This window comes from Streptococcus sp. HMSC072D03 (assembly GCF_001812855.1).
In the GTDB taxonomy this organism is placed as follows: Bacteria; Bacillota; Bacilli; order Lactobacillales; family Streptococcaceae; genus Streptococcus; species Streptococcus salivarius_D.
The window spans coordinates 1-13,529 of record NZ_KV810675.1 but is presented as its reverse complement, the minus strand read 5'-3'; the positions used below and the strand labels follow the sequence as shown (position 1 = coordinate 13,529).

Here is a 13,529-nt window from a genome sequence, read left to right as displayed (position 1 = left end):
CTAGGCATTTTAAATTTCACAACATTTTTTGAAGAATTTTCAGAATAGACTTGACAATTTTGAAAATAAGCGTATGATAAGACTATGAACTTTTAAAAATAGTAATTTTACTATATTAACTCATGTCGACTACGGTTGGTATGGTGAAGTGACTAGATGGTTCTAATAACTATTCTATAGAGCGTTGCGTCCGAAAGTCATTCCCGACACGGCTCTTTAAAAACAAAAGGAGAAGATTATGAAAACAGAACCGATTCATCGTACCAGTATGTGGAAATTTAAGTTAAGTGCTGCCACCATGACTTTGATTCCCGCTGCCGTGGGGATTAACTATGTTGCCAAAGCCTTAGCGGAGGGGTTAAAGTTACCCGTTTGGCTGGGGTCTTTGGGAACCTTTCTTGCCAGCATGTTGGCTGGGCCGGTTGCCGGTGCCATCAGTGGTTTCATCAACAACGTGATCTATGGGCTGACCTTATCGCCAATTTCAACCGTGTATGCGATTACCAGCATCGGAATTGGGATTGCTGTCGGAGTTTTGCACGCCAATGGGTGGTTCTCGTCAGCGCGACGAGTATTTGTTTCTGCTATTATTATTGCCTTCGTTTCAGCTGTCATTTCAACGCCACTCAACGTCATCTTTTGGGGTGGTCAGACCGGTATCGCTTGGGGTGACTCATTGTTTGCGGTAATGGTCGCCAATCATGCACCAGTGTGGCTGGCCTCATTTACCGATGAGTTTGTCTTGGATATTTTGGATAAAGTCTGCGTGGCCTACCTGGCATTCTTCATCTATCGTCAGCTGCCGAAGCGGATGGTGCACTTCTTTAGCGGTGATAAATGATGAATGATCAAACATTGATTTCTGGAGCGCCACGGGTCAAGCTCAAGTGGTACCAGGTGATCGATCCGATTACTAAGCTCTTGTTCATCTTGGACATGACGTTGTTGAGCTTTGCCAGTATGAATTTATTGCTTCAGGCCGGATTAATTCTTATCGCAACACTGCTATTGTTATTTTCCAAATTGAGTTCTACCATCTTTAAGGCGCTGGGATTCAGCCTGTTTCTGATTTGCACCATGCTGATCATCCAAGGGTTATTTTACAGTCGGAATCAAACTGTGCTGTTTTCTGTGCTTGGGGTGTCGTTCTACAAAGAAGGCCTGATTTATGCCACCACTCTGGGTTGTCGAGTATTGGTGATTATTTTGACCAGTGGCTTTTTTATGGTGACCACGAGTATTTCAGAAAACGCGGCCTATTTGGAACTGTCCGGATTGTCTTATAAAACCGTCTACGTTCTGATGTCGGTGTGTTATATTTTGCCGGAAATGATGCGCAATATGCGGAAAATCCAGCAGGCACAAAAAGTTCGCGGAACCAATCCGCAAAAAACGTTGATTCAGAAATTAAAGTCAGTCCTGCCGGTTCTAATTCCATTGGTGATTAAGACCTTGGATCAATCGATGACGCGGTCGATTTCTCTCCAACTGAGAGGTTTTGATAATCTCAACCGGACTGTCAGAACCTCCCAGCGTGTGTATCGCCTGTCGCGGACGCTGCACATTGGTCTGACTGGACTGGCAATTTTATTGATTGGGTGGAAGATATGGACGAAGATAAACGGATTGTAATTGAAAATTTGACTACCCGTTATCCGGGTACTGAGCAACCACAACTGCGTCAGATTAACGCGGAGGTTCATACCGGCCAGGTGGTTGGGATTATCGGGAATAGCCACTCCGGCAAATCGACTTTGTGCCGTGTGCTAGCAGGGGTCATTCCCAAAATTGTGTCTGCTGAGATTGAGGGCGACTGGCACATGTTTGGCCAGCGAGTGTCCGACAATTGGCCCGTTTATAATGCCATGAATGGAGTTGTACTGCAAAATCCAGCTGGCCAACTAAGTGGGTTGGCAGACACGGTTGCCGATGAAATCGCCTTTGACTTGATTAATCAGGGAATGGCTGAAGGACTGATTCAAAAACGGGTTGAAGAAGTTGCTACGCAAATGGGGCTGATTGAACAGCTGAATTTGCGTCCCGAGAGCCTTTCCGGTGGTCAGAGCCAGCGGTTGGCAATTGCCACGGCGATTGCGGCTAACCCGGCTGTTTTGATTATGGATGATCCGACCAGTCAGATGGATCCCCTTGGCCGCCGACAATTTTTCCAATGGCTGGCCCAAGTCAAAGAGACGACTGTCTTCATTGTCACCAGTGAAATTGACGATTTGTGCGAAGTCGCCGACGTTGTGTGGGTGCTGCACGAGGGTCAAATGGTAGCCCAGGGCAGGCCGGGTGAGGTGTTTAATCATTTGGTAGCTGACTGGCAGATTCCAGCCCCGACAATCCAGCAACTTGCTCAAAAAATGGATTGGCACTTGGCTGATGGCCGGTATCCGGTGAATGACGCTGATCTGAAGGAGGTTCGTTATGTCCACAATTGAACTGAACAACCTGACGTTCACTTATCCGGAACGGTCCTTTAGCTTGGATGTTGAAGACAAACACTTCGCCGATCCGATGGTGGCGATTGTCGGCCAAAATGGTGCCGGCAAATCAACGCTCTTCAAATTGTTGACGGGCTTGCTGACACCACAAACCGGTGTGATTAAGATCAATGGAGAAAATTTTAATGATCTTAAACCAGTCGAAAAGTTACTGAAGGTTGGGATTACTTTTCAGAATCCTGACGATCAGCTTTTCAACCCGACCGTTCAACGAGAGGTGGAGTGGAGTGTCGCGCAGGTCATGGATGACCACGACACGATTACGAGGCGGGCTTTAGCGGCTCTAAAAAGAGTTGGCTTGGATGATAAAACAGCTGAAAGTCCATATGACCTGTCATTGTCGGAACGCAAGCTGTTGAGCGTTGCCACAGTTTTGGCAGTGGATCCGGCGATTTATTTATTTGATGAGCCGATGATGTCGCTTGATTGGAAAAGCCGGCGCAAGTTGACCGAAATTTTCCATCAGTTGGCTGATTCGGGCCACCAAGTTGTGACCATCACCCATGACATGGATTGGGTCGCCACCGAGTTTGAGTCGGTGTATGTTATGGAACACGGGAAGTTTGGCTTCGCCGGCAGTCCACGGGAATTGTTCAGCGATCACGAACTTGTCCAGCGAGTGGGATTACTACCACCGCGGATTATGGACATAGCGGAGTCGCTGGGTGATTCACAGACATATTTATCGGTTAATGATTATTGCCAGAAAAATCGAGATGTATAGAAAAAGTCACCTCTGCGGGTTTTCCAGGTTGAAGGATTAACTTCAGCTTCTGGCAAGAACTCACATGGGTGACTTTTGTGTTTAATAACGTTTCATGATCATCGGGTGTTTCCTCAGATCAATCGGTTTGATTTTACTTTGTTTCATGGTCATAATCATATACCATTTCTTCGGTTCTTTTTATATATTCCTCGAATGGTCTCCATCCCCTTAATCGTGGATGAGGCAGTCCGGAGACTTCGATAAAATTTATTCCGTCGCTTAATTGGCCTATGATCTTGTTCTATTAAATTGTTCAGATACTTCACAGTTCGATGTTCTGTTTTGGTGTATAATCCGTTTCTCTGTAACTTTCTAAATGCAGATCCTATAGGGGTGCTTTATCTGTTACGATGACTCTAGGTTATCCAAATTGTTTATGGAGTCGCTTTAAGAAAGCATACGCCGCCTGAGTATCTCGTTTCTTTCGTAACCAGATATCCAATGTTAAACCGTCCGCATCAATCGCTCGATAGAGATAATGCCAACGCCCCTTAATTTTGATATAGGTTTCATCCATTTTCCACGAATAGAAGGACTGTTTATTTTTCTTTTTCCAGAGATGATAGAGGATTTTACTGTATTCTTGAACCCACCGATAAATCGTAGTGTGACAAACATTTATTCCACGGTCATAAAGCAATTCCTGAACTTCACGATAGCTCAGATTGTAACGTAGGTAATAACCAACAGCGACAATGATGACGTCTTGTTGGAATCGTTTGCCTTTAAAATGATTCATCTCTCAAGCCCTACTAACCTTTTTTCTGCTCTTTGAGAAGCTGAAGGTCGTGCCAGTAACTATCCCTTTGGTCTGATCAATTCCGTCATTTATCTTTTGCTTGCCCTTCAAAAAGGCTTCTACGGTGAGGTTTTGACAACACTCTATTTCACCATCATGCAGCCGATTGGTCTCTTGGTTTGGATTTATCAAGCCCAATTCAAAAAAGAACAGCAGGAATTTGTTGCTCGTAAATTGGATACGGTTGGATGGACCAAGTACCTATCAATTAGTATACTTTGGTGGTTAACCTTTGGTTTCATTTACCAATCCGTTAACGCCAATCGTCCATTCCGTGATTCTATTACCTATGCGACAAATGGTGTCGGTCAGCTCTTGATGACAGCTGTTTATCGTGAACAATGGTTTTTCTGGGCTGCCACTAATGTTTTCTCTATCTACCTCTGGTGGGGAGAAAGCCTTCAAATTCAAGGAAAATACTTCATTTACCTTATCAACAGTCTCGTTGGTTGGTACCAATGGAGTAAGGCAGCTAAGAAAGCTTAGTACTTATGTTTATCAATTACTAAGAGGATCCAGAAGGGTCCTCTTTTTGAGTTTATTTCTCTTATGTAGAAGCTAGTGACGATGCTTATCACATTTAGAATAAAGAAAGTAATGTACGTTTACCTAAATCCTTAAAAAGACCTAGATTGGTACTCTAGGCCTTTTTGTATTGTATTATAGAAGTGAGAATCACATGTTATTGGAATAGAAATAGCCAAACATATAGCAAAAAAGTAATAATCAAGTTAATGACAAAACGAATTTGGTGGTGTGATTTATTGAATTTTTTGTTATTTTGACCATTCAGGAGAGCGCCCCCGCAAATTGTCGAGCTAGCAAATAGCCATATATAAAATGCTAAGGTACGATTTACCATAACAAGGAGAAGTGCTAAGATACCAACAATGGCACCTATTATAATAAATCCAGTTCCTAAGCTTTTTTTGCCTTTTAGAATAGCTGATACAGCTGCAGCAAGATGAAGCAGGACAAAAGCAAGAGCTAAGAAGACAGTGATGATGGTTAAGATGAGATAAAGTGACATAGATGTTTCCTTTCTAGGATAACCTGAGTGCTATTTTTTATGATTGATTTTATTAAGAATCATAAATGATACTACAAGATTTAAAATGATAACCAATAAGGTAAAAAGAGAGTAACCATAAAGTTTAATTGGAAATTCATTTTTGAGATTGCATAGAGCAAACAAACTCGTTAAAATGCCCGTCAACAATCCAGGCACATATTTTCGTATAACGATTGTTTGAATCAGATGTCCGAATACATGGTAGATATAAGCGATTATGATGCTTGCGTAAATGCTATAGTTATTAAACTGGTAACTAAGATATAGCGACGTCATTAGGATGAGAAATTGCTCCAAGACAATAAAGTTGAAAGCAAAAGGAGTGTAATAAGATAGGATTCGATTGTTTGGATACTGGATTGATATTTTTTTGACAAAGGATGGCATCCAAACGATTTCTTCGAGTTCGTGAAGCATGAAGAGTGATGGAAATAGAAAGTAAAATTGCACGCTGGTCATTGAAAATACTCCCTTCTAGTTCGAACCCACTTTCAGAATCTCCAAATAAAACTGGATCACTTCTTGTTCGCTATAAGACTTGCCTTTTTTCAACCACCAGCTGAGGGTTTCGATGAAATGGCTGACGACTAGGTGTTTGAGATAGGAGTGAGGAATGTTAGGGTACGATTGGATGAGTTCGTCGGCTACCATTGGGTAGACATCGTGTTCTAGTTCTTTTCGCAGTTGCCGGATAAAATAATCGTTTTTAGAGAGCAAGAGACTGGTCACATGGTCTTGGTTTTTCTTGAAATGCTGAAAGATATGGGCCAGGTAGTCTTGTGGGGAGAGGTGTTCAGCACGCTCAAAGAGATGGTGAAAGAGCTTTTGACAGAGTTCATCTAGCAAGAGTTCCTTACTCTCGTAATGGCTGTAAAAGGTCGAGCGTCCTACATCAGCAAGGTCTATGATTTCTTGAACCGTGATGGCCTCGTAGTCTTTTTGGTTGAGTAAGTGTAAGAAAGCTTGATAGATAGCTTTTCGAGTTTTGGTGATGCGACGATCCTGAGTATTCATATGGACAATTTGAACAAATTGTTCAGTAACGTACACCCTAAACAGTTTGCTCCTATCCTTTCTGTTGTGAATGTTAGATAATGATAATGAACATGATGTTCATGAATCTATTATAACAAAGGATTTAGGATTATGAAGACAAAACATGCGGTCTGGATAGCTTTTTTCTTGAATTTGAGTTATGCCATTATTGAGTTTATTGCAGGAGGAATTTTTGGATCCAGCGCTGTCCTTGCGGATTCGGTCCACGACTTGGGGGATGCGATCGCTATTGGGATCTCCGCCTTTTTGGAGAGTATTTCCAATCGTGAAGAAGACAGCCACTATACCTTGGGCTACAAGCGCTTTAGCCTTTTAGGGGCCATGGTAACGGCTGTGATTCTCATGACAGGATCTGTTTTAGTTATTTTGGAAAATATAACGAAATTGGTTCACCCACAACCTGTCAATGATGAGGGGATTCTCTGGCTTGGAATTATTGCCGTCAGCATCAATGTGCTAGCGAGCCTCGTCATTCGCAAAGGGCAAACCAAGAACGAATCCATTCTTAGCCTGCATTTTCTGGAAGATACCTTGGGTTGGGTGGCTGTCATCTTAATGGCCATTGTTCTCCGATTTACCGATTGGTATATTCTGGATCCGCTCTTATCTCTAGCTATTTCCATCTTTATTCTGTCCAAAGCCATTCCACGTTTTTGGAGCACGCTCAGGATTTTCCTGGATGCCGTGCCAGAAGGAGTAGATATCCAGCAAGTCAAGAGTGATTTGGAGCAGTTGGACCATGTGACTAGTATCAATCAGCTCAATCTCTGGACCATGGATGGCCTGGAAAAAAACGCCATTGTCCATGTTTGTCTAGAGCATGTCAAGCATATGGAGGTCTGTAAAGAGTCTATTCGCACCTTGCTCAAAGATTGTGGCTTTCAAAACGTCACCATTGAGGTCGATGAAGACTTGGCAACCCACCGAGCTCATAAACGCAAGATCGAAGAGTTAGAAGTGAATCAAAGTCATGGACATATTCATCACCATTAAGAATAGTTATTTACACTCTTAGAGTTTATCTCTAGGAGTTTTTTTGATACTAAGCTCACTAAAGTAAGCCTTTTCATGGTAAAATAGTGAAAAGTATATAGTAAGGAGTAGTTATGAGTAAAAGAGCTGTGTTGATGATGACCTTTGGGTCGCCAGAAGAGATTACCTACGAAGGAGTAGCAGAGTTTTTCACGAATATACGGCGTGGAGTTCGTCCCGAACCACATGAAATTCAGACCTTATATGACCATTACCTACGAATCGGTGGAACGCCGCTCCAAAGGATAACAAAGAAAGAAGTTGACTTGGTTGCTTCCGCTCTTGGAGAACAAGTGTCGGTTTACTTTGCCAATAAATTTTCCCGACCTTTCATCATAGATGCGATTAAAGAGATGGAGAATGACGGAATTGAAGAATGTTTGTGCTTGATTCTAGAGCCCCATTATTCTTACTATTCTGTCATGGGCTATGAAAAATTTTTAGAAAGTGAGCAGATTAAGTTCCAAATTATCAAGGACTGGTATCGTGAGCCTGACCTTCTCCACTATTGGGCTGATGAGATCCGAAAGATTTTAGATCAGATTGGAGACGACAGTTATAAGGTGATTTTTTCAGCCCACAGTGTCCCAGTTTTGGCACTAGATTTTGGTGATCCTTATATCGATCAGATTTATGACAATAGTCGCTTGATTGCGGAGATTTTAGGGCTTGAAGAGGAGCAGTACACCAATACTTGGCAGAGTGAGAGTGATATAGGTATTCCTTGGATTAAGCCGGATGTCTTAGAATACCTTCGTAATGAGAGGGAACATCCTGACCACTATATTTTTGTTCCGATTGCCTTTATTAGTGAGCATATTGAAGTTCTTTTTGATAATGATGTGGAGTGTAAGGAGCTTTGCCAAGAGTTAGGTGTAGCCTATCACAGACCTCCTATGCCAAATAGCGATCCTCGTTTAATCAAGGCACTTCTTTCGACAATTCAGTCTCATATAGACGGTGATTATAGTTACTATCAACCTCAGCTGGAGACCTTTGATGAGCTGGAAGCTCCTTCTAGCACAGGTCAGATTTTAGATGAGGAAAAGGATATCCAAATGCCAGATTTTGTGAAGAAGTTAATTGCCAAGAAAGGCCGCGAAAATGTCAAAATGCCCTATTTGATTAAGAAAATGCTAGAAAAGAAGTATGGGAAAAAATATGATTAATCGAAGAGGGGAAAGTAAGATTTGAGCAGAAGCCTAAGAAAAAGTGTATACTAACAGTAACTAAAGAAAAAGAGGTAAACATATGAAATCAGCAGTTTACACTAAAGCTGGCCAGGTTGGTCTAGCAGATATTGATCGACCGCAAATTGAGGCTCCAGATGATGCTATTATCCGCATTGTCCGTACCTGCGTTTGTGGTTCCGACCTTTGGAGTTACCGTAATCCCGAAATCGAAGAAGGACATAGTAATAGCGGTCATGAGGCTATCGGAATCGTCGAAGAAGTTGGTGAGGCTGTCACTACTGTAAAACCAGGTGACTTTGTCATCGCGCCTTTCACTCATGGTTGTGGTCAGTGTGATGCCTGTCGTGCCGGTTATGATGGGACTTGTGACCGCCATATTGGCAACAACTGGTCTGGTGGCGTACAGGCTGAGTATATTCGTTTCCATTTTGCCAATTGGGCACTTGTGAAAATTCCAGGTCAACCATCAGATTACAGCGAAGGCATGCTTAAGTCACTTTTGACACTTGCTGATGTCATGCCGACGGGTTATCATGCGGCGCGTGTGGCTAATGTGCAAAAGGGTGATAAAGTGGTCGTTATCGGGGATGGGGCTGTTGGCCAATGTGCTGTCATTGCAGCTAAGATGCGTGGAGCATCGCAAATCGTCCTCATGAGTCGCCACGAAGACCGTCAACAGATGGCCTTGGAGTCAGGTGCGACAGCGGTTGTGGCTGAACGTGGTGAAGAAGGCATTGCCAAGGTGCGAGAAATTCTCGGTGGTGGAGCAGATGCAGCTCTCGAATGTGTGGGTACTGAAGCAGCAGTTGATCAAGCTCTTGGTGTTCTTCACAATGGAGGCCGCATGGGATTTGTCGGCGTTCCTCATTACAATAACCGTGCTTTAGGTTCGACCTTTGCCCAAAATATTTCTGTGGCAGGTGGAGCGGCCTCAGTTACTACTTATGACAAACAAGTTTTGTTAAAAGCAGTTCTTGACGGTGATATCAATCCGGGTCGTGTCTTTACTAATAGCTACAGCTTGGATGAGATTAATCAAGCTTATAAAGATATGGATGAACGTAAGACTATTAAGGCTATGATTGTTTTAGACTAAGAAAAAATTCTAGTAGAGGATGTCTACTAGAATTTTTTTAATACAAATCCCAATTCGGAGTTGAGAATTTCTTGGTTTGGGTGATATAAAATTGCGTAAAAAGAACTTCCATGGCTAAGGTCATCACAGTTGCGATGGAGATGACAATGGTTGGATAGGCAGAAAAAAGAAGGGAAAGAACTAGTCCGATAAGGAAGAACGTGGCTTGCAAGCCATAATAGAGCTTGTCATACTTGAGGTAACTCTTGTTAAAATAGCCATTTGCAAGGATAGCAGCTTGAAAGAGGCCGATACCCGTGTATAAGAAGCTAGTCGCAAAGAGGTGGTGAGCTTCAGGATTGACCAAGAAACTCATAGAAACAGTCACAATAATCAAGCCAATGAGTGACTATAAATCAGGAATATTCCTTTATTTTACCCTTCTTCATCAAAGGCAGGTGTTTAAAAAAGTATCAATATGTTTTTTTAAATATCTCTATTAAAAAAATAAGAAATTTTCGTTTTATATGTTGACAAGCTTAAACGCGTAGTCTATAATAGGTTTATAAACTTAAACATGAGGTTTGAAATGAGCCAAAAAACAATGAATTTATTAAAAGAAAGCATCCCGACCTTTGAGATGCTACGAGATCCAAGACGACAGGAAATCTTGATTCTTTTATTCGACCATAAGAATTTAACAGTAAATGAAGTGGCTGAAAAGATGACCTTATCCCGTCCGACCGTATCTCATCATTTGAAATTACTTTTGCAAGCAGGTTTGGTAACTGTAACGCAAAAGGGGAAAGAGCGTTATTATGATGTGAGTTTTGATCAGGCTATTACCATTTTAGAAAGTTTGTTAGCTTCACTGAAAAAGGACGCCTCAGAAAGGAACAGCTAAGGCTGTTTTCTTTCAAACTAACATGTTGATAGTTTTAAACACATAAACAAAAGGAGTATTTAAAATGACATACACGACACAAACATCTTGGAAAGAAATTATGAACTATTTGCCAAAAGCATACCATTTTACTGATGCTTACCAACCAGCAGAAGAATGGTGGGACTGGAAGGGCAACCGAATCCACTTAGATACTTTTAGAAATCCACAAGCGCCTGAAAAATTATCATGTTCCATGGAGTGGGTACCAACGGACGTCAAATCTCCATGATTGCGGGTGGTCCTCAGTCAAAAAATGGTTTTGAAACGATTATGATTGATATGCCGACTTATGGAGTGACAGAAGTAAAAGACCGTAACGCCATCACCTATGCTGACTGGGTGCAAGCTGGTGTTGACTATGTAAACTATGAGGCGTCAAAAGATGATCGACCAATCTTCTTGTATGGTTTAAGTGCCGGTGGAATGGAAACTTACCACGTTGCTGCAGCTGCACGTAACCCTAAAGTCAAAGGGATTATTGGGATGACCTTCCTTGACCAACGTGATAAACAAGTCCGTACTGAAACCGTCAATAATAAATTAACTGCCATGTTTGGTGCTAGCTCAGTGGCTCTAGGTAGAAAGATTGGTTTGGGGCGCATGACCTTGCCGATGACCCAAGTATCTAAGATGTCTGCCCTCGTTAACAATGAAAAATTGTTGAAAGAAGTCTTCTACAAAGACAAGACTTCTGCGGTAAACAAGGCTTCTCTCAACTTCCTTGATTCTTATATGAACTATGCACCAGCAATTGAACCAGTTGATTTTGATGTCTGCCCAGTCTTGCTTACCCAACCTGAAAAAGACTACTGGACACCAGAACATTTGAGTGCGCCTGTATTAGACAAGATTAAAAAAGTTCCTACGAAAACAGTCATCTTGCCAAACGGAGGTCACTATCCAATCGAAGCAGATGCACTCTTGGTCATGAACAAAGCCATCAAAGAGTTTGTAGAAGCGAATCTGTAAAAATTTTGCTTGAAGAGGCGATAAATCTTTAGAAGATCAGAACGTGGTTTCTGGTCTTTTTCTATATGACTGAAGATAATCATGTTTAAAGGATTATCAAAGGTGTTATCCAAAGAGTGACGTAAATTGTCATCGGGGTGGCAGAAACTGTCATTCACTTGTCGGGTTTTGTATCGTATAATAGTCTCATCAATCAAATGAAACAAAAGAGGAAATCAACATGTCAAACAAAAAAGTTATTTTAGTCACAGGCGCTTCATCAGGTATGGGAAAATTGTCAGCCCAAGATTTGATTAAAGCAGGTCACACAGTCTATGCAGTTGCTCGTAGCGTAGATAAAATGAAAGACTTGGAAGCGCTCGGCGGTCATATCATGAAGATGGACGTGACCAATGAAGAAGATATCGAGAAAGTAGTGGCGCAAGTCATCGCTGAACAAGGTCGTATCGATGTGCTTTGGAACAACGCAGGGTATGGTCTCTATGGTCCAGTAGAAGATGTATCTATGGAAAAAGCTCAACAACAATTCGAAGTCAATGTTTATGGGGTAGCTCGCTTGACCAAGAAAGTCTTGCCTTACATGCGTGCTCAAAAAGAGGGGCTTATCATTAACACTTCGTCTATGGGTGGAAAAATCTATACATCACTTGGAGCGTGGTACCATGCATCAAAACACGCTATTGAAGGATTTAGCGACTGCCTTCGTATGGAAGTCAAAGAATTTGGGATCAAAGTCGTTGTGCTAGAGCCAGGTATGATCAACACTGGTTTCAACGCAACCGTTGGTCAAAACTTCTCTTACGAGTCTAAGAACGGAGCATACAGCCGTTTGGTCAATGGCTATATCAAAGCCATGGAAAACAACCCAACTCCAGGTTCAAACCCAGAAGTGATTTCACGTACTGTTCTCAAAATAATCAACGCTCGTAACCCTAAAACACGTTACTTAGTTGGACGTGGAGGGAAACTTTTGGTTGGTATTCGTCGGATTTTTGGTGACAAATTCTTCGACCGTATGATGCTCATGTCTATGCGTTAATGGAAAAGGAGAAAGCCTATGCGTCTGAATCTCAGTCAGCAATATATTGACAATTTAAAACAAATCGGCCTAGATCTGAACATGATTTTGGAACTGGCCAATCTTCCGGATACCACTTGGAAGGAAGAGATGAATCTTTCAACCCTTGATTACTACCATCTTTTGACGGCTTTTGACAAAGTGGCTAATGATGAGCAGATTATCGCCATGAGCCGTATCAAGGATATCCAAATGTTTATGCCACCTTTCTTTGCAGCTCTATCATCGAAAAATGGCCTCGCAGCAATCGAGCATTTTGCCAAATACAAGAAAATCACAGGCCCTATTGTTGTCAGCATTGAAACCTTTGATGGCTTAGTCCGTGTCAGCTACCGTTATGATTATCCAGGTCTCGATTTGCCTCGTTTCGCCGTCCTCAATGAACAGTTATTATTGGTCGATTTGATTCGCACAGGGACAGGAGAAACCATCACGCCCCTACACGTGGGGACGCCATATACCTTCGAAGAAGCCAGTCTTGCAGTGTTTGGCTGTCATGTAGAGAAAACGGAAGGCAATGAACTGGTCTTTAAAAAGTCGGACTTGGTGAAACCATTTTTAACAGCCAATAATGTCATGTTGGATTATCTAGAGCCTCAACTCAAAGAGCGCTTAGCAGAAGCCATGACGAGTGAAAGTTTTACAGGTCTTGTCCAGCAGAAACTCTACCAGGCGATACCAAGTGGGGCTTTTAGCATCGAGGATATCGCAGCGACCCTTGGGATCAGTAGCCCGTACCTTGCAACGAAACCTGACTGCAGAAGGAACCAAGTTTAATCAAGAATTGCAAAATGTGCAGAAAATCCTAGCTTTTGGCTATTTGAAGAATCCTGACATGACAACAGATGATGTAGCCTATTTGCTAGGCTATTCCGAAGTCTCCTCCTTCTCACGAGCTTTTAAAAAATGGACTGGACAGACCATTTCAGAGTATCGCAAGCAGATGCAGACAGAAGCTTAACAGCAGAAATTTCCATTATTAACACCAGATGAGTACATCTGGTGTTTTTATTGTGACTTTAAGTCCGTTTCGCTC

14 protein-coding genes and 4 pseudogenes are annotated in these 13,529 nt (G+C 42.2%); 13 read left to right on the top strand and 5 right to left on the bottom strand.

The window, feature by feature from the left end:
- Positions 1 to 238: 238 nt before the first annotated feature.
- Genes HMPREF2877_RS06710 through HMPREF2877_RS06695 form a run of 4 tightly spaced genes read left to right on the top strand, consistent with a single transcriptional unit; the run spans position 239 to position 3,231 of the window.
- Positions 239 to 841: a membrane protein gene (locus HMPREF2877_RS06710; protein ID WP_002884905.1), complete on the top strand. Its 603-nt coding sequence runs from the start codon at positions 239 to 241 to the stop codon at positions 839 to 841.
- On the top strand, positions 841 to 1,632 hold the full coding sequence (locus HMPREF2877_RS06705) for an energy-coupling factor transporter transmembrane component T (RefSeq protein WP_171963513.1): 792 nt from the start codon (positions 841 to 843) through the stop codon (positions 1,630 to 1,632). Before HMPREF2877_RS06710 ends, HMPREF2877_RS06705 begins: the two co-directional genes overlap by 1 nt.
- On the top strand, positions 1,608 to 2,444 hold the full coding sequence (locus HMPREF2877_RS06700) for an ABC transporter ATP-binding protein (RefSeq protein WP_070579320.1): 837 nt from the start codon (positions 1,608 to 1,610) through the stop codon (positions 2,442 to 2,444). The genes HMPREF2877_RS06705 and HMPREF2877_RS06700 overlap by 25 nt, the downstream gene beginning before the upstream one ends.
- The gene (locus tag HMPREF2877_RS06695) at positions 2,431 to 3,231 is read left to right on the top strand and encodes an energy-coupling factor ABC transporter ATP-binding protein (protein ID WP_070579317.1); all 801 of its coding nucleotides are present in this window, start codon (positions 2,431 to 2,433) and stop codon (positions 3,229 to 3,231) included. The genes HMPREF2877_RS06700 and HMPREF2877_RS06695 overlap by 14 nt, the downstream gene beginning before the upstream one ends.
- Before the next feature lie 155 nt (positions 3,232 to 3,386).
- Here HMPREF2877_RS06695 and HMPREF2877_RS10690 read toward each other — a convergent pair.
- Positions 3,387 to 4,012, bottom strand: a pseudogene (locus HMPREF2877_RS10690) (IS6 family transposase).
- 39 nt (positions 4,013 to 4,051) lie between these two features.
- Between HMPREF2877_RS10690 and pnuC the strand changes: the two are divergent.
- Positions 4,052 to 4,558 (top strand): annotated as a pseudogene (pnuC, locus tag HMPREF2877_RS06690) (nicotinamide riboside transporter PnuC); the annotation flags it as partial.
- A 196-nt stretch (positions 4,559 to 4,754) separates the two neighbouring features.
- Here the strand turns inward: pnuC and HMPREF2877_RS06685 are convergent.
- Genes HMPREF2877_RS06685 through HMPREF2877_RS06675 form a run of 3 tightly spaced genes read right to left on the bottom strand, consistent with a single transcriptional unit; the run spans position 4,755 to position 6,158 of the window.
- Positions 4,755 to 5,102, bottom strand: a complete 348-nt coding sequence (locus tag HMPREF2877_RS06685; protein WP_070579314.1) for a hypothetical protein — start codon at positions 5,100 to 5,102, stop codon at positions 4,755 to 4,757.
- A gap of 30 nt (positions 5,103 to 5,132) precedes the next feature.
- On the bottom strand, positions 5,133 to 5,603 hold the full coding sequence (locus HMPREF2877_RS06680) for an HXXEE domain-containing protein (RefSeq protein ID WP_070579310.1): 471 nt from the start codon (positions 5,601 to 5,603) through the stop codon (positions 5,133 to 5,135).
- Between the two features lie 15 nt (positions 5,604 to 5,618).
- On the bottom strand, positions 5,619 to 6,158 hold the full coding sequence (locus HMPREF2877_RS06675) for a TetR/AcrR family transcriptional regulator (RefSeq protein ID WP_221161608.1): 540 nt from the start codon (positions 6,156 to 6,158) through the stop codon (positions 5,619 to 5,621).
- Positions 6,159 to 6,290: 132 nt separating this feature from the next.
- Here HMPREF2877_RS06675 and HMPREF2877_RS06670 point away from each other — a divergent pair, with 132 nt between their 5' ends.
- The 3 genes from HMPREF2877_RS06670 to HMPREF2877_RS06660 all read left to right on the top strand — a co-directional run bounded on the left by HMPREF2877_RS06670 (position 6,291) and on the right by HMPREF2877_RS06660 (position 9,521).
- Positions 6,291 to 7,193, top strand: coding sequence for a cation diffusion facilitator family transporter (locus HMPREF2877_RS06670; protein ID WP_070579305.1), 903 nt, complete (start codon positions 6,291 to 6,293; stop codon positions 7,191 to 7,193).
- A gap of 113 nt (positions 7,194 to 7,306) precedes the next feature.
- Positions 7,307 to 8,401: a ferrochelatase gene (gene hemH / locus HMPREF2877_RS06665; RefSeq protein WP_070579302.1), complete on the top strand. Its 1,095-nt coding sequence runs from the start codon at positions 7,307 to 7,309 to the stop codon at positions 8,399 to 8,401.
- An 82-nt stretch (positions 8,402 to 8,483) separates the two neighbouring features.
- The gene (locus tag HMPREF2877_RS06660; RefSeq protein ID WP_070579299.1) at positions 8,484 to 9,521 is read left to right on the top strand and encodes a zinc-binding dehydrogenase; all 1,038 of its coding nucleotides are present in this window, start codon (positions 8,484 to 8,486) and stop codon (positions 9,519 to 9,521) included.
- A 37-nt stretch (positions 9,522 to 9,558) separates the two neighbouring features.
- On the opposite strand, the pseudogene HMPREF2877_RS06655 reads toward HMPREF2877_RS06660, so the two are convergent.
- Positions 9,559 to 9,935, bottom strand: a pseudogene (locus HMPREF2877_RS06655) (beta-carotene 15,15'-monooxygenase); the annotation flags it as partial.
- 154 nt (positions 9,936 to 10,089) lie between these two features.
- Between HMPREF2877_RS06655 and HMPREF2877_RS06650 the strand changes: the two are divergent.
- The 5 genes and pseudogenes from HMPREF2877_RS06650 to HMPREF2877_RS06635 all read left to right on the top strand — a co-directional run bounded on the left by HMPREF2877_RS06650 (position 10,090) and on the right by HMPREF2877_RS06635 (position 13,454).
- Positions 10,090 to 10,404 carry an ArsR/SmtB family transcription factor gene (locus HMPREF2877_RS06650; RefSeq protein WP_049527154.1) on the top strand — a complete coding sequence of 105 codons (315 nt, stop codon included), beginning with the start codon at positions 10,090 to 10,092 and terminating at the stop codon, positions 10,402 to 10,404.
- 64 nt (positions 10,405 to 10,468) lie between these two features.
- Complete coding sequence (locus HMPREF2877_RS11275; RefSeq protein WP_225901259.1) at positions 10,469 to 10,675, top strand: hypothetical protein; 207 nt, start codon at positions 10,469 to 10,471, stop codon at positions 10,673 to 10,675.
- Complete coding sequence (locus tag HMPREF2877_RS06645) at positions 10,633 to 11,415, top strand: alpha/beta hydrolase (protein WP_236649001.1); 783 nt, start codon at positions 10,633 to 10,635, stop codon at positions 11,413 to 11,415. Before HMPREF2877_RS11275 ends, HMPREF2877_RS06645 begins: the two co-directional genes overlap by 43 nt.
- Positions 11,416 to 11,635: 220 nt before the next feature.
- Entirely contained in the window at positions 11,636 to 12,454 is an 819-nt protein-coding gene (locus HMPREF2877_RS06640) for an oxidoreductase (RefSeq protein ID WP_049527151.1), read from the top strand.
- A gap of 18 nt (positions 12,455 to 12,472) precedes the next feature.
- Positions 12,473 to 13,454, top strand: a pseudogene (locus tag HMPREF2877_RS06635) (helix-turn-helix domain-containing protein).
- Positions 13,455 to 13,529: the final 75 nt, after the last annotated feature.